The 13,791-nt window shown below is 65.4% G+C and carries 17 protein-coding genes and 1 riboswitch; of the genes, 4 read left to right on the top strand and 13 right to left on the bottom strand.

From position 1 onward, the window contains the following. The first annotated feature begins 143 nt into the window (after positions 1–143). Both A0W70_RS16760 and A0W70_RS08220 read left to right on the top strand, forming a co-directional pair. The gene (locus A0W70_RS16760; protein WP_070988853.1) at positions 144–635 is read left to right on the top strand and encodes a cupredoxin domain-containing protein; all 492 of its coding nucleotides are present in this window, start codon (positions 144–146) and stop codon (positions 633–635) included. Positions 636–704: 69 nt separating this feature from the next. Then, positions 705–926, top strand: coding sequence for an acetyltransferase (locus A0W70_RS08220; protein WP_070988854.1), 222 nt, complete (start codon positions 705–707; stop codon positions 924–926). A 33-nt stretch (positions 927–959) separates the two neighbouring features. Here the strand turns inward: A0W70_RS08220 and A0W70_RS08225 are convergent, their stop codons facing one another. The 5 genes from A0W70_RS08225 to A0W70_RS08245 form a co-directional block, all read right to left on the bottom strand. After that, the gene (locus A0W70_RS08225; protein WP_070988855.1) at positions 960–1,481 is read right to left on the bottom strand and encodes a SixA phosphatase family protein; all 522 of its coding nucleotides are present in this window, start codon (positions 1,479–1,481) and stop codon (positions 960–962) included. Further along, complete coding sequence (scpB, locus tag A0W70_RS17275) at positions 1,463–2,572, bottom strand: SMC-Scp complex subunit ScpB (RefSeq protein ID WP_070988856.1); 1,110 nt, start codon at positions 2,570–2,572, stop codon at positions 1,463–1,465. Before scpB ends, A0W70_RS08225 begins: the two co-directional genes overlap by 19 nt. Beyond that, positions 2,562–3,434 carry a segregation and condensation protein A gene (locus A0W70_RS08235; RefSeq protein WP_070988857.1) on the bottom strand — a complete coding sequence of 291 codons (873 nt, stop codon included), beginning with the start codon at positions 3,432–3,434 and terminating at the stop codon, positions 2,562–2,564. The genes scpB and A0W70_RS08235 overlap by 11 nt, the downstream gene beginning before the upstream one ends. A 28-nt stretch (positions 3,435–3,462) precedes the next feature. After that, complete coding sequence (locus A0W70_RS08240) at positions 3,463–4,680, bottom strand: tryptophan--tRNA ligase (RefSeq protein ID WP_175443083.1); 1,218 nt, start codon at positions 4,678–4,680, stop codon at positions 3,463–3,465. 115 nt (positions 4,681–4,795) lie between these two features. After that, a complete protein-coding gene (locus A0W70_RS08245; protein WP_070988859.1) occupies positions 4,796–5,425 on the bottom strand; it encodes an L-threonylcarbamoyladenylate synthase in 630 nt (209 codons plus the stop codon). A 346-nt stretch (positions 5,426–5,771) separates the two neighbouring features. Here A0W70_RS08245 and A0W70_RS08250 point away from each other — a divergent pair, with 346 nt between their 5' ends. Both A0W70_RS08250 and A0W70_RS08255 read left to right on the top strand, forming a co-directional pair. After that, positions 5,772–6,074 carry a YciI family protein gene (locus A0W70_RS08250; protein WP_070988860.1) on the top strand — a complete coding sequence of 101 codons (303 nt, stop codon included), beginning with the start codon at positions 5,772–5,774 and terminating at the stop codon, positions 6,072–6,074. Between the two features lie 68 nt (positions 6,075–6,142). Beyond that, a complete protein-coding gene (locus A0W70_RS08255) occupies positions 6,143–7,006 on the top strand; it encodes a peptidylprolyl isomerase (protein ID WP_070988861.1) in 864 nt (287 codons plus the stop codon). A 57-nt stretch (positions 7,007–7,063) separates the two neighbouring features. On the opposite strand, the gene A0W70_RS08260 is transcribed toward A0W70_RS08255, so the two are convergent. The 8 genes from A0W70_RS08260 to A0W70_RS08295 form a co-directional block, all read right to left on the bottom strand. Next, positions 7,064–8,254, bottom strand: a complete 1,191-nt coding sequence (locus A0W70_RS08260; protein WP_070988862.1) for an O-succinylhomoserine sulfhydrylase — start codon at positions 8,252–8,254, stop codon at positions 7,064–7,066. Positions 8,255–8,312: 58 nt separating this feature from the next. Beyond that, a riboswitch (SAM riboswitch) is annotated at positions 8,313–8,392 on the bottom strand. A 182-nt stretch (positions 8,393–8,574) separates the two neighbouring features. Further along, positions 8,575–9,453, bottom strand: a complete 879-nt coding sequence (locus A0W70_RS08265) for an ABC transporter substrate-binding protein (protein ID WP_175443084.1) — start codon at positions 9,451–9,453, stop codon at positions 8,575–8,577. 109 nt (positions 9,454–9,562) lie between these two features. Beyond that, on the bottom strand, positions 9,563–10,342 hold the full coding sequence (locus tag A0W70_RS08270) for an ABC transporter permease (protein ID WP_083330879.1): 780 nt from the start codon (positions 10,340–10,342) through the stop codon (positions 9,563–9,565). Further along, positions 10,339–10,983: an ABC transporter permease gene (locus A0W70_RS08275; protein ID WP_070988864.1), complete on the bottom strand. Its 645-nt coding sequence runs from the start codon at positions 10,981–10,983 to the stop codon at positions 10,339–10,341. The genes A0W70_RS08270 and A0W70_RS08275 overlap by 4 nt, the downstream gene beginning before the upstream one ends. Then, positions 10,980–12,068: an ABC transporter ATP-binding protein gene (locus A0W70_RS08280; RefSeq protein WP_070988865.1), complete on the bottom strand. Its 1,089-nt coding sequence runs from the start codon at positions 12,066–12,068 to the stop codon at positions 10,980–10,982. Before A0W70_RS08280 ends, A0W70_RS08275 begins: the two co-directional genes overlap by 4 nt. 282 nt (positions 12,069–12,350) lie before the next feature. Further along, the gene (locus A0W70_RS08285; RefSeq protein ID WP_070988866.1) at positions 12,351–12,731 is read right to left on the bottom strand and encodes a hypothetical protein; all 381 of its coding nucleotides are present in this window, start codon (positions 12,729–12,731) and stop codon (positions 12,351–12,353) included. Positions 12,732–12,887: 156 nt separating this feature from the next. Next, positions 12,888–13,193 (bottom strand): hypothetical protein, encoded by a 306-nt coding sequence (locus tag A0W70_RS16990; RefSeq protein ID WP_070988867.1) that lies wholly within the window; start codon positions 13,191–13,193, stop codon positions 12,888–12,890. A 90-nt stretch (positions 13,194–13,283) separates the two neighbouring features. Continuing rightward, positions 13,284–13,703, bottom strand: a complete 420-nt coding sequence (locus tag A0W70_RS08295) for a DoxX family protein (protein WP_070988868.1) — start codon at positions 13,701–13,703, stop codon at positions 13,284–13,286. Positions 13,704–13,791 lie beyond the last annotated feature (88 nt).

Genomic DNA, 13,791 nt, shown 5'->3' on the forward strand with positions numbered 1-13,791 from the left:
GCGGCGGTTGCTCCATAACGCTCGGTTCGGCCGCCAGGCCGTTCCGAGGGAGCCCCGGGCAACATGAGCGGGCTTACAATAGCGCAAGAGAAACACGTTTTTTCAATATGATACGACGCATATCTGGAACAATTATCAGGTTCATGCCTCTGGCACTGCTCCTCGCACCCCTCGCTTCGGCCATTGCGGCGGGAGAACATGAGGGGGGTCACGGCCACCAGGACGGACACGGAAACGGTGGCCATGAGGTCGCCTTTGGCCAACCCGCGGATCCCGGAGATGCCGATCGCACCGTCGAAGTGATCGCGCACGATACGATGCGCTTCGAGCCGGACCGGATCGACGTCGAAGCCGGCGATACCATCCGTTTCGTGGTCCGGAACGTTGGCCAACTGCAGCATTCATTCACGCTCGGAACACCGACGGGCCAGGAAGCACACGAAAAGGAGATGCAGGGAATGGCCCTGGAGGACATGGCCGGCCACATGGCCAACGATCCAACCGGAATGGTGATTCAGCCCGGTGAGACGGGCCGATTGACCTGGCGCTTCACGAAATCGGGACCGGTCGAATTCGCCTGTCATATCCCCGGGCATTACCCCGCCGGGATGAAGGGCCGGATCCGGATCAAGTAAGCTTGTTCCTGTTCACGCCGGAGATGATCCGGGCCGGTCGGAGAGAACGGATAGTCGGACGAACACGCCATGTTTCTGCGCGAAGCCACGAGCCGTCATCTGGTCGAGGTACTCGATCTGCATGAACTGATGGATCCGCACTGCCCGGAGTTGCGCGGCCGCTACCACTGGGGCGAGGACCTGCCGGAACCGGAGACCTTCAGCAAGTCCTCGCTGCTGTTTCCCTCCGGCGAGCTTTTGCCCCGTTGCTGGTGCGACCCGCATTATCGCGACCACGAATTGCGGCGCTGACCGCGCGGTATCTTCCCGGCCCGTATCCGCGGGTCAGGATTCGGCGTCCGCCTGGAGCCCGACCGCGCGCAGGTGGCGCGGTTCCATGACCCAGTCCAGGGTCGCGTTACCCGCACGCGGGGTCGCCGGGAATTCCAGCAGGCAGGCTCCGCCCTTGCGCGGGGAATGGAATCCGCGTGCCGATGCAGCCAGTGCATAGCTGATAAAGCGGCCGAGATCGGGCTCGTGGCCAACGACGGCAAAACCGCCGCCCGGCTGCTCGCAGCGGTGCGCGAGCGTCGCGAGGATATCGGCGGCCGAGGCACCCGAGCCGAGCGCGTCGAGTGCTTCCACGGGAAAACCGCCGAAGGCCTGCGCGACGATATCGGCTGTTTCACGCGCCCGCTTGAATGGACTGCTGAGAATCACGGCCGGCGCGGGCGCGGTGACCGCGAGTCCGCGTGCCACATCGGTCATCATCGCGCGTCCGTCCGCCGTCAGCGCCCGATCCGCGTCGAGCCCTGACGGGGCACGGTCTTCGGCCGCGCCGTGACGGATTACGAGGCAGGGGTGCATGGTGACTCCTCCGCGTCGTCTTGATCCGGATCATCGTCGTCCGTGGAGGACGGCGTATCCATATCGGCTGGCGCTTCCTCCGCGGCGGGTGCGTCGTCCGGAAAATCGTCGCCGTCCTCACTACCCGTATTCGTATCGTCCCCGTCAGCGGAGGCACCCGTCCGTTCTCCTTCCGGGGTCTCAGCCGTGTGCCCATCATCGACATCGTGGCCTTGCGGTGATGCCGCTCCATCGTCCGGTGCAGCAACCGCTCCCTCGCCCGATGCCCCCGCCCCGGACGCCGGCTCCGCTTCGAAACCGAGTTCGGGGTACTGGCCCTCCAGATCCTTGATATCGCTGATCGGCGGGAGCTGATCCAGCGTCTTGAGATTGAAGTAGTCCAGGAACTCCCGGGTGGTCCCATACATGGCGGGCCGTCCGGGCGCTTCGCGGTGTCCCACCACACGGATCCACTCGCGCTCGCTCAGGGTGCGGATGATCTGCGAACTGACCGACACGCCACGAATGTCCTCGATCTCGGAGCGCGTCATCGGCTGACGGTAGGCGATGATCGCCAGCGTCTCCAGCAGGGCACGGGAATAGCGCGGCGGCTTTTCGTCCCAAAGCCGCGCGATCCACGGCTCGAATTCGGCGCGCACCTGGGCGCGCCAGCCGCTGGCGACCTCCTGCAGTGTCAGACTGCGCCCGGACCAGTCCGTGGCCAGCTCGGCCAGTGCGCCGCGGATCGCATTGCGCGGCGGCGCTTCGGTACTCCCCCCGAACAGCTTCTCGAAATCGGTGATCGCGAGCGGGCGCCCGGCCACCAGCAACGCTGCTTCCAGGATCCGCTTGATCGACTCCGTCGCATAACCGTCACCGGTGGCCGCCGCGTCCGCGGACCCTTCATTCACCGCCTCGGCGGTCGGTTCATCCGTCACGGCCTCGTCGGCGCTCTCGCCGGGCGCATCATCACCGACGTCTGCCCGCGAATCGACCGTCGCCCGATCAGGGTCCCGTTCCGGGCCGTCGTCTACCGGTCCATCCCCGTGATCCGCAGATGCGTCGTCCGCGCCCTCCGTGCCGGGATCGGGTTCGTGGTCTTCAATCGCCATATTCATCCGGTTCCGTCGTTTCGGTGTCGGCGTATGCCCGCGCGCCCTCCACCGCCTGCAGCCAGATCGGAGCGAACGGCTCCGACTGCACCGCCTCGATCAGATGTTCCTTGAGCAGTTCCAGCGTCGCGAGCAATGTGACCACCACGCCGGCGCGGCCATCCTCGAGCCGGAACAGCGAGCGGAAATCGACGAACGCGCCACCGCCAAGGGCCGAGAGCACGTCGGACATGCGCTGGCGGACCGACAGGGGTTCGCGCTCGATATCGTGGTGACTGAACATCTCGGCACGCCGCACCACCTCGGCGAACACCGCGAGCAGTTCACGCAGATCGACATCGGGCTCCGGCGCACGTTTCTCGATCGGTGGCGCTTCCGCCTCGGCCGGAAAGACGTCACGCTCGACCCGCGGGAGCCGATCGAGCTCCTCGGCGGCGCGCCGGTAGCGCTCGTATTCCTGCAGCCGGCGGACCAGCTCGGCCCTGGGGTCCTCCTCCTCGTCCTCCGGCTCCGGGCGTGGCAGCAGCATCCGCGACTTGATCTCCGCCAGCATGGCGGCCATCAGCAGATATTCGGCGGCCAGTTCCAGGCGCATATCGGTCATCAGCGCGATGTACTCCATGTACTGGCGCGTGATGTCGAAGATCGGGATGTCGAGGATGTCGAGGTTCTGGCGCCGGATCAGATACAGCAGCAGATCCAGCGGCCCCTCGAACGCCTCCAGGATCACCTCGAGCGCGTCCGGCGGGATGTAGAGATCGCGCGGCAGTTCGGTCAGCGGCTCACCCCGGATCAGGGCGAACGGCATTTCTTCCTGCTGCGTCGCCGCTACCGCCGGATCGGTTGTCCCGTCCGCCGTCATACCCGATTCCCGTGAGGCCCGCAGACCATCAGCGCTGGACCAGGCCCATCACCCGGCGTACTTCCTCGAGCGTGTCGCGGGCCATGTCGCGCGCCGCCTCGGTGCCCTCGGAGAGGATCGCCCGCACCTGCCCCGGGTCGTCCTCGTACTCGCGTGCGCGCTCGCGCATCGGGGCCAGCTCTTCGAGCACGCTGTCGACGACGCACTGCTTGCACTCCAGGCAACCGATACCCGCCGTCGTGCAGCCTTCCCAGACCCACTCGCGGGTGGATTCGTCCGAATACACCTGGTGCAGCGGCCAGACCGGGCACTTCTCCGGATTGCCGGGATCGCTGCGGCGGACCCGGGCGGGGTCGGTCGGCATGGTGCGGACCTTCTTCGCGACCGCGTCCGGATCCTCGCGCAGGGAGATCGTATTGTTGTAGGACTTGGACATCTTCTGGCCATCGAGGCCCGGCATCTTCGGCGCGGCCGTCAGCAGCGGCTGCGGTTCCGGCAGAATGACCTTGGCCGAGCCGTCCAGGTACCCGAACAGCCGCTCGCGATCGCCCACCGAGATATTCTGCTGCGATTCCAGCAGCGCGCGCGCGACGTCGAGCGCGTCCTCGTCGCCCTGCTCCTGATAGCGCCGGCGCAGATCGCGGTACAGGCGGGCATTCTTCTTGCCCATCTTGTGGATGGCGCGCTCGGCGTTCTGTTCGAAATCCACCTCGCGGCCATAGAAGTGGTTGAACCGCCGCGCGATCTCCCGCGTCAATTCGACATGCGAGACCTGGTCCTCGCCGACCGGAACGTGTCCGGCCCGGTAGATCAGGATGTCGGCGCTCTGCAGCAGCGGATACCCCAGAAAACCGTACGTGGCCAGGTCGTGCTCTTTGAGCTTCTCCTGCTGATCCTTGTAACTCGGCACGCGCTCCAGCCAGCCCAGCGGCGTCAACATCCCCAGCAGGAGGTGCAGTTCCGCGTGTTCGGGGACGCGCGACTGCAGGAACAGGGTCGCGGAGCCGGGATCCACACCCGCGGCGAGCCAGTCGATGACCATGTCCCAGCCGTGGCCGGCGATGTCGCCAGGATCCTCGTAATGGGTTGTAAGCGCGTGCCAGTCCGCGACGAAGAACAGGCACTCGTAGCTGTGCTGCAGCTCGACCCAGTTCTTCAGGACACCGTGATAGTGGCCGAGATGGAGATGGCCCGTGGGCCGCATGCCCGAGAGCACGCGCTGATTCTGGGATGGTACGGAACTCAAGCGTTCGACCTCTGGTCGGGATGGAATACGGCAAGGCGCGCGATTATACGCCACGCACAGCGCCGGCGCCCAACCCGGGCCACGCCCGCCCGGGTCAGCGCCGTTTTTTCGTCGGTTACGGGGTCGCCTCGAGGAAATCCACCGGCCCGCGCCCATGCCGGGTGACCTCGACGCGATCGTTGTCCAGCCGGACGACGGTGGTGGGCTCCAGACCGCAGCTGCCCCCGTCGATCACCAGATCCACGTGGTGCTCGAGGCGATCGCGGATATCCGCCGCATCGGTCATCGGGTAATCATCCCCCGGCAGCAGCAGGGTGCTCGTCATCAGGGGCTGACCGAGTTCCGCCAGCAGCGCCTGACAGATGGCATTGTCCGGGACGCGGATGCCGATGGTCTTGCGTTTGGGGTGCTGGAGGCGCCGCGGCACCTCGTGCGTCGCGCGCAGAATGAACGTATAGGGTCCCGGCGTGAGGCTTTTGACCAGTCGATAGTCGGACTTGTCGACACGCGCATAGGTCGAGATCTCGGACAGATCCCGGCAGACCAGTGTGAAGTTGTGATCCCGGTCGACCCTGCGGATCTGGCGCAACCGTTCGGCGGCCGCCTTGTCATCGAGATGGCAGCCGATGGCGTAACAGGAATCCGTCGGCAGGACCACCAGGCCGCCGTCATGAATGATGCGCGCCGCCTGGCGGATCAGGCGGTGCTGTGGGGTTTCGGGATGAATCGCGAAAAACTGGCTCATGGGGCAGGGCCTCCATAACGCGAGGTGGCGACACCATTGTGCCGCCGTTGGCGCCATCTGCATACGCCGCCGCCGGCATATCGCACACGCCGCACCCTGCGCTACCATGTCGGCCTGTGCCCGGCACATCGGGGCTCCGCGCCTGGCGCGCCGCGCGGGCTCGGCTCGCGGGCGAGTGACAGATCCTTCATCCCGGGCCCGGCTGTGCTCGTGTATCTTGCGGCGTCGGATGGACCATGCGAGGCCGTCCCGTCGACACTGCCCGACAGCCCGCTTCACGCCCGGCCACTGGTTCGTGACCGGCCCGCGGAGATCGGGAGAGACCATTACATCCGGAGGCAGAGGCATGCTGTACGCCATCCTCAGTGAAGACGTCGAGGACAGCGGTGCGCGCCGGGCGAGCGCACGCGCCGCCCACCTCGAACGGCTCGAGACCCTGCAGGCGGCTGGCCGGCTCGTGCTGGCGGGTCCACATCCCGCGATCGACGCCGCCGATCCCGGCGACGCCGGCTTTACCGGCAGCCTGATCGTGGCCGAATTCGACTCGCTGGAAGACGCCCGGGCGTGGGCCGACGCCGACCCCTATATCGAGGCCGGCGTCTACCGCAACGTAGAAGTGAAACCCTTCAAACGGGTCCTGCCGCGCTGACGCACGGGGCGGCCTACGCCAGCACCCGGTCCATACAGAAGTCCATCAATCAGGGAGACAACCACCCAATGATCCACCGCTCACTTACCGCCGTACTCGCAGTCGGCGCGCTTGCATTGACCGCCTGCGGCGGCGAATCCGGCGCCTCCACCGATCAACAAAGCGCCTCATCGGCACCGGACGCCGAAAACGTCGTCGCCCGGGTCAATGGCGAGGCACTTACCGCCGTCGACCTCCAGTCCCAGATCCAGGCCATGTCCCAGCGCGGCCAGGGCGTGAATCGCGACCAGGCGCTGCAGGAACTGATCGAACTCGAACTGATGAGCCAGAAGGCCGAGGCCGAAGGACTGCCCGAGCAGCCCGAGATCGCCGCCACCATCGAGCGCCAGCGTGCGAGCCTGCTCGCCCAGCACCTGATCCGGTCACAGCTCCAGGACTTCGAGGTCAGCGAGGAAGAACTGCGCGCCGCTTATGAAGAGCGGACGGCTGACACCCAGGGCACGGAATACAAGGCCCGCCACATCCTGCTCGAGGAGAAAGAGCAGGCCGAAGAGATGATCCAGCAGCTCGACGATGGCGCCGAATTCGCGGAGCTCGCCAAGAACAACTCCACCGGGCCGACCAAGAGCCGTGGTGGCGATCTGGGCTGGTTCAGCGCCGAGCAGATGGTCGAGCCGTTCATGAACGAGGTGAAGGCCCTCGAGCCCGGAAACTACACGACCGAGCCGGTCGAAACGCAGTACGGCTGGCACGTCATCCAGCTGGACGAGACCCGCGAGGCGCAGAAGCCGGGCTTCGAGCAGATGAAGCGTGAACTGCGCAACGAACTCGTCGGCAAGAAGATCCAGGACTACGTCGGTTCGCTGCGCGATGACGCGGAGATCGAGATCACCGACGGCGGCGGCGAAGCCGACTCCGGCTCCAGCAACTGATCGGGGGTCACGGACGGCCGCGCCGCCGGGCACCCGCCCGGCGGCGCGGCCGGAACGTCAGAGCGAATCCAGCCCGCGCGCCAGATCCGCGCGGATATCCCGCACCGACTCCAGCCCCGCCGAAACGCGGATCAGGCCGTCATCGATGCCCGCGGCCGCCCGCTGCTCGGGTGCCAGTCGCCCATGCGTCGTCGAGGCGGGGTGCGTCACCGTCGTCTTCGCATCGCCGAGATTCGCGGTGATCGACAGCAGACGCGTGTGATCGATCACGTGCCACGCCGCCGGCTGCCCGCCGACCACCTCGAACGATACGATGCCACCGAACGCCGACTGCTGGCGCCGCGCCAGTTCGTGCTGCGGGTGGTCTTCCAGGCCCGGGTAATGCACGCGTGCGACGGCCGAATGCGAGGCCAGCCACTGCGCCAGTTCGAATGCGTGTGCGCAGTGGGCCTGCATGCGCAGCTCGAGCGTCTCCAGACCCTTGAGGAACACCCACGCATTGAACGGACTCATGCAGGGCCCAGCGGTGCGTAGAAACCCGAACACCTTTTCGCCGACCGTCTCCTCATCGCCGACGACGGCGCCACCGATGCAGCGACCCTGACCGTCCAGATATTTCGTCGCCGAGTGGATGACGATATCCGCGCCGAATTCGAACGGGCGTTGCAGCGCCGGCGTACAGAAGCAGTTGTCCACTACCAGCAGCGCGCCGTGCGCATGGGCGATATCGGCGATCGCCCGGATATCCGCGATCTCGGTCAGCGGATTCGTGGGGGTCTCGAGATAGAGGATTTTCGTCTCCGGCCGCAACGCCTCACGCCAACGCCGTGGATCCGTCGGCGACACCCAGGTCGTGTCGATGCCCAGCTTCGACAGGTAGTTGTTGAACAACGAGGTCGTGGCCCCGAAGACACCGGTCGAAGAGATGATGTGATCCCCGCTCGACAGGAGCGCCAGGCAAGTGGACAGGATCGCGGCCATGCCGGAGCCGGTCGCGACGCAGCAGCTCCCACCCTCCAGCGCCGCCAGGCGCCGCTCGAACGCCCGCACGGTCGGATTGGTAAAGCGCGAATAGACGTTGCCGGACCGGTTTCCGGCGAACGATTCCGCCGCCTCGCCGGCCGAGGAGAAGCAGAAACTGGAGGTGGCGAAAATCGGTTCGCTGTTTTCCCACTCCTGTGTGCGGACGTGGCCCGCACGGACAGCGCGCGTCGCCGGATCGAACTCGGACCAGTCGTCGATGGTCATGGCGGTGAACCCCCGGTGCGGTAAACGGGCGGATTACGGTGAATCCATGGGGGCTAAAGCGGGCAGCAACCAGCTCGCTTTAGCGGTATTTATAAGGCGCCCGCAAGCTGATGCAGTCAAATCGGCGCCAATCCAGAGCCCGCGATACTAGGCAGACATACGAATCGGGTCAATACGCGCGTTCAGGTCACCATTGGCCCGCCAGGCACGTCGCCTTGCGACCGAAGCGGACCAGCCCGCCAAGAGGCGTGCGGCTCCATCCAATGGCGGGCCGACTGTCGACTGGAGGCGACAGCCGGCCCGTGACCGCAATGGCGGGATCAGTCGTCGACCAGACCGTTGTCGCGAACCCATTCCCGCGCAACATCCTCGGGTTCGCGCTCGTCGATGCCGACCGCCCGGTTCATCTGCTGCAGATCCCTGTCGCTCAGGTTCGCGGAGATCTCGTTGAGCGCGCCGCGGATGGTGTCATTGAGCACCTCGGCGCGCGCCACCGGCACCAGGTTCTGCGCCGGCTCGAGTCCCTTATCGTCCGCCAGCACGACCCAGCCGCGCGCATCGATCACACCCTGCGTCGTGAACATGCGCGCCACATCGATATCGCCGTTCTCCAGTGCGCCGACCGTGACGGGACCGCCCGCGTCGAGCGGCCGGAACTGCGCGAATTCGATCCCGTAGACGTCTTTCAGACCCTCGAGCCCCGTCTTGCGCGTCTTCATCTCGGGCGGCCCGCCGACGATCATGTCACCCGACACCGCCGCCAGATCGGAGAACGTCTCCAGGTCGTGTTTCTCTGCGGTCTCCGGGCGAACCACCAGCGTATTCTTGTTCTGCGCATCGGCCGGTTCCAGCAGCTCCAGGCCATCCGGCAGTGCCTCACGGAGTTGGCGTGCCACCGCATCGGATTCCCGCGCGGGGATCTCGCCCCCCTCGCTCAGGTACGCCAGCAACGACCCGGTATACTCCGGCAGGATATCGATCTCGCCGGAGGTGAGCGCCGGATAGACGATCTCGCGCGAACCGAGATTGAGCCGTTTTTCGACTTCGACACCCCGATCTTCAAGCACTTCGGCGTAGATGTTCGCGAGGATCAACTGCTCCGCGAAATTGGTTGATCCCACGACCACGCGCGCGGCCGAAGCCGTGGTGGCCACCGCCAGCATCATGAAGCCCGCAAGCGTGACCTGCAGCCATTTCATGCTCATAACGCGTTCCTTTTCCGGCCTGTACCGGATCGCTCAGGGGATAAGGTAGCGGTCTACGGCTACTGTCCGGAGTCCTTCTCGCACCGACGGGATCCGGATTCACTCAACCGCGAATACCTTCCGACACGACCTGCTTCTGGATCACCGCAAGAATAGCCTCGATGGCAATCGCGAGCAAAGCGACCACGATGGCGCCCCCGACCACCTGCGTCAGCTCGCGTGTCGCGAGTCCGTCGATCAGATAACGCCCGAGGCCGCCCAGGCCCACATAGGCGGCGAGCGTGGCCGTCGACATGACCTGCACCGCCGAAGTCCGGATACCCGCCATGATGACCGGCAGCGCAATCGGCAATTCGATCTGCCACAGGCTCTGCCAGCCGGTCATGCCTACACCGCGTGCAGCCTGACGTATATCGGGGTCAATCGAGCGCATACCGACATAGCTGTTGGTCACGATCGGCGGTACGCCCAGAGCGACCAGCGCCACGAGGATCGGTGTGTCGCCGTAGCCGACGAGCAGGAATACGAGGATCACCACACCGAATTCCGGTACCGCCCGACCGATATTCGATACGTTGATCGCCAGCAGACCACCCCGGCCCAGATGACCGAGACCGATACCCAGCGGCAGTGCGATCAGCATGGCGATGCCCATGGAGACCAGGACGTAGTACACATGCTCGACGGTGCGTACCGGAATTCCGGTACGCCCCTGCCAGTTGGCCGGATCGGCGAACCAGTTCAGGGTACTGACAAGGATCCCGACATCGCCGCCCGCACCCGCGGCCCACGCCGCCGACACGGTGCACACCGCGAGCAGGAGTACCGTTGCGGCCGCAGGAGCGGCAAAGCGCGGCAGGATCAGGCGCCGTAATCGGATCATTCGCGACCCCGTCGCCACGGCGTCAGCAGCCACAGCAGCCCCACCAAAGCGAGATCCACCACGACGGCGAGCGCCACGGACAGGACAAACCCAACGATCAGCGGCGTCGTGCGTTGCAGCGTGAAACCGGTGATGAACAGCTGTCCCAGACCGCCCTGCCCGATCAGCGCCGTCACCGTGACCAGCCCTATGGTGGTGACCGCCGCGATCCGCACACCGGCCATGATCACGGGCAGTGCCACCGGGAGTTCAACCATGAACAACTGCCGCGCGCGCGTATATCCCATCGCCCTGGCCGCCTCGCTGATATCCCATGGCACACCATTGAAGCCCGCCACGATGTTGCGGAACAGGATCAGCAGCGTATAGATGGTAAGCCCGATCAGTGAGGTCGCTACCGACAGCCCCGTGAACGGTATCAGCAGGATGAACAGCGCCAGTGAGGGGATGGTGAAGGCCACCCCGGTCGCGGCCAGCGAGGGCCCGTACAGCCGGGGCCAATGGATGGCCGCCAGCGCCAGCGGGAACGCGATCAGGAAACCGATCAGCATCGCCAGACCGGTCAGGTGGATATGCTCCAGCGTCTTGTCGAGCAGCAGGTCCGTATTGCTGCCGATCCAGGACCAGCGCACGAGATTCATGCCAGTACCGGGTTCAGACTGGCTTGGGTGAGCACGCCCTCCAGCCGCCCCTGGCTGTCGACGCGCGGCGCCACCCCGATGGTGGAAGCGACCATCGCGTTTACCGCCGCGCGCAGCGACTCGCCAGTGGTCACGGTGTAACGGAATGGCCTCGTCGCGGCATCCGCAACCGTGGCACCGGTCAAGGCATCGACCGCGAGCCAACCCCGGAGGCGTTGTTGATCATCAACCACGATCACCCACTCGCGCCCGTGGCGCCGTGCGACCTCGCGTGCGGCCTCGGCGCTGTCCCCCGGTACGACCAGCGGCGCTTCTTCCACCCCCACGTCGGCCACGTCGATCAGTGCAAGACGCCGCAGCTCACGATCACGGCCCAGAAAGTCGACCACAAAATCGTTCGCCGGGGCCGCCAACAGTTCCGTCGGTGATGCGTACTGTGCAATCCGCCCGCCATTCTGGAATACGGCGATGCTGTCACCGATCCTGATCGCCTCCTCGATATCGTGGGTCACGAATACGATCGTCTTGCCCAGACGCCGCTGCAGCCGCACCAGCTCGTCCTGGAGATGCGCACGCACGACCGGATCGACCGCCGCGAACGGCTCGTCCATCAGCATCAACGGCGGATCCGCGGCGAGCGCGCGCGCGACGCCCACGCGCTGCCGCTGCCCGCCCGAAAGCGCATGCGGAAAGCGGTCCAGCAGATCCGGTGCGAGGCCCACCAGGTCGGCCAGTTCCTCGACACGCCGGTCGATCGTAGCCCGCGACCAGCCGAGCAGTCGCGGGACAGTACCGATATTCGCGCGGATCCGGCGGTGCGGGAACAACCCTGAGGTCTGCATGACATAGCCGATGCCGCGCCGGAGCTCGATCCGATCCTGGCTCATGACATCGGTGCCATTGACCAGCACGCGACCGGAACTCGGATCCTCGAGGCGGTTGATCATCCGCAGTGAGGTCGTTTTGCCGCAGCCGGACGGACCGACCAGCACGGTCAGTTCACCGTCGCGGATTTCGAGGTCCAGGTCATCGACCGCCGGAGCGCCGCGGTCAAACCGCTTGGTTACCGATTCGAATCGGATCATGGAAGTTTCGCCGGTCGGGATCGATGGATAAACGGACAACGCTCACCGCGGCCAGAAGAGATCATCCCCTGGCTGGCCGCATGACGCGCGGACGAGGATCAACGACGAAAGCATGATCCTGGACTTTGCGGGCGGTGTCGACCCTGGCCCACGGCCGACGCCATCCCGACAGGCCGACGAAACAGGCTTACAAGCCTGCTCCCGGCGCAGGCGCCTACAGCGCGTACGGCGGGGACCGCACCACTCGCAAGTCGGCTTGACCTCGGGGGAGGAAAGTACGGATCAGTACCCGAGACCCCGCAGCAGAAGATCGCCATAGCCCCATATCACGGTCCCGATCAGACTCATGGTGAAACCGCCGAACTCATCCATCAGGATCCTGCGCGTGTGGGACAGATCGCGCTCATACGCCACCGTGCCGCGAACCGGCGGCGCATGGCCCCGCCGATAGTGCAGCTTTTCCATCATCGCCGATTCGAGGTCAGCGCCGGCGCAGAGGACGCTGTGTTTCACCAGCAGCAGCAGGCCGAAGACCGTCATGATGGAACCGGAGCGGGCGAACCATTGCGGGTCACCCGTTGCCGTCGAGAGCGTCAGCGATCCGGCCGTGATGCCGATGGCGATGCCGCCGACCGCCCAGGTATTGATCAGGATTTCACGCATGGCCGGTCACCCCGATCGCATTCCGAAATCCGCTGCTCCCGATCGTGGCACGGCTGCCTTGTGCCAAAAGGTATACCGCACCGGGCGATTCGGCCGCTCGCGAGAACGGCAGAGCGCCCGATACGGTATACCCGTCATGAGTCCGCAAGCGACTGTTCAGTAGCCGCTTTCGGACTCACCTTCCGCTTCGCCTTCAGCTTCACCTTCGGCCTCGCCTTCGGCTTCACCTTCAGCTTCGCCTTCGGCCTCACCTTCGGCCTCGGCTTCGCCTTCCGCTTTGCCTTCGGCTTCACCTTCGGCCTCAGCCACGGTCATCTGGTACCCGTCTTCCGCGACCGCATCGGAGACAATCGCATGCCCTCCCGATACGCCCGCCACGAGTGCCAGCACCGGTGCCGCATAGGCGATACCGCGTGACAGCCTGCGAAGCAGTTGCTGCCGTTGCGCTTCTTCTTGAGACATATCTCCTCCTGAGACTTTGCGACCTGAGTCGCATTACACGAGGTCAAAACGCACCTCGATCGGCTCACCGCCCGGGCATGAGGGGAACGATCAGAAATCATTACCCCTCACGAGGATGTACAGCGCCACGAACAGCAGTGTGACCTGGAACATCATGCCCCCGAGCGGGTGAGTCGGCGTGGCCATAAAATGCCACTGCCCCCAGTGCTCCATGACGATCGCACCCAGAAGAACGGGTACGGTCATCACGGCACCAAGACGGGTAATCCAGCCGTTGGTCAGCGCGCCGAGCACGATCAACACGCCGGCACCGATTTCGGCAAGGGCTACGGGCAGCGCCATCAGATACGGCAGGTCCATCGCCGCGGCAAAACCGGCGATGCCGCTCCCCATGAACTTGTCGATACCCATGTACAGAAACACGGACACGAACGCCGCCCGTACGAACCAGTGCGCATGCCGGCCGACGTTATCGAGGGTTTCGTCTCCGGTATTGATCGGCGCCCCCATGATCTGATCCTCCTCTTGTCATCCGTGCAGCGATTGCCGCGCAATCGCAGTGTGGCCATCACTTCGGCATCGTGGCCTTCCGTAATGT

The sequence above is a fragment of the Halofilum ochraceum genome (assembly GCF_001614315.2).
Classification (GTDB): Bacteria; Pseudomonadota; Gammaproteobacteria; order XJ16; family Halofilaceae; genus Halofilum; species Halofilum ochraceum.

Excerpts from the sequence above, each read along its gene's own strand:
- A0W70_RS16760 (WP_070988853.1), top strand. The coding sequence starts at position 144 with ATGCCTCTGGCACTGCTCCTCGCACCCCTCGCTTCGGCCATTGCGGCG.
- A0W70_RS08220 (WP_070988854.1), top strand. The coding sequence starts at position 705 with ATGTTTCTGCGCGAAGCCACGAGCCGTCATCTGGTCGAGGTACTCGAT.
- A0W70_RS08225 (WP_070988855.1), bottom strand. The coding sequence starts at position 1,481 with ATGCACCCCTGCCTCGTAATCCGTCACGGCGCGGCCGAAGACCGTGCC.
- scpB (WP_070988856.1), bottom strand. The coding sequence starts at position 2,572 with ATGGCGATTGAAGACCACGAACCCGATCCCGGCACGGAGGGCGCGGAC.
- A0W70_RS08235 (WP_070988857.1), bottom strand. The coding sequence starts at position 3,434 with ATGACGGCGGACGGGACAACCGATCCGGCGGTAGCGGCGACGCAGCAG.
- A0W70_RS08245 (WP_070988859.1), bottom strand. The coding sequence starts at position 5,425 with ATGAGCCAGTTTTTCGCGATTCATCCCGAAACCCCACAGCACCGCCTG.
- A0W70_RS08250 (WP_070988860.1), top strand. The coding sequence starts at position 5,772 with ATGCTGTACGCCATCCTCAGTGAAGACGTCGAGGACAGCGGTGCGCGC.
- A0W70_RS08255 (WP_070988861.1), top strand. The coding sequence starts at position 6,143 with ATGATCCACCGCTCACTTACCGCCGTACTCGCAGTCGGCGCGCTTGCA.
- A0W70_RS08260 (WP_070988862.1), bottom strand. The coding sequence starts at position 8,254 with ATGACCATCGACGACTGGTCCGAGTTCGATCCGGCGACGCGCGCTGTC.
- A0W70_RS08265 (WP_175443084.1), bottom strand. The coding sequence starts at position 9,453 with ATGAAATGGCTGCAGGTCACGCTTGCGGGCTTCATGATGCTGGCGGTG.
- A0W70_RS08270 (WP_083330879.1), bottom strand. The coding sequence starts at position 10,342 with ATGATCCGATTACGGCGCCTGATCCTGCCGCGCTTTGCCGCTCCTGCG.
- A0W70_RS08275 (WP_070988864.1), bottom strand. The coding sequence starts at position 10,983 with ATGAATCTCGTGCGCTGGTCCTGGATCGGCAGCAATACGGACCTGCTG.
- A0W70_RS08280 (WP_070988865.1), bottom strand. The coding sequence starts at position 12,068 with ATGATCCGATTCGAATCGGTAACCAAGCGGTTTGACCGCGGCGCTCCG.
- A0W70_RS08285 (WP_070988866.1), bottom strand. The coding sequence starts at position 12,731 with ATGCGTGAAATCCTGATCAATACCTGGGCGGTCGGCGGCATCGCCATC.
- A0W70_RS16990 (WP_070988867.1), bottom strand. The coding sequence starts at position 13,193 with ATGTCTCAAGAAGAAGCGCAACGGCAGCAACTGCTTCGCAGGCTGTCA.
- A0W70_RS08295 (WP_070988868.1), bottom strand. The coding sequence starts at position 13,703 with ATGGGGGCGCCGATCAATACCGGAGACGAAACCCTCGATAACGTCGGC.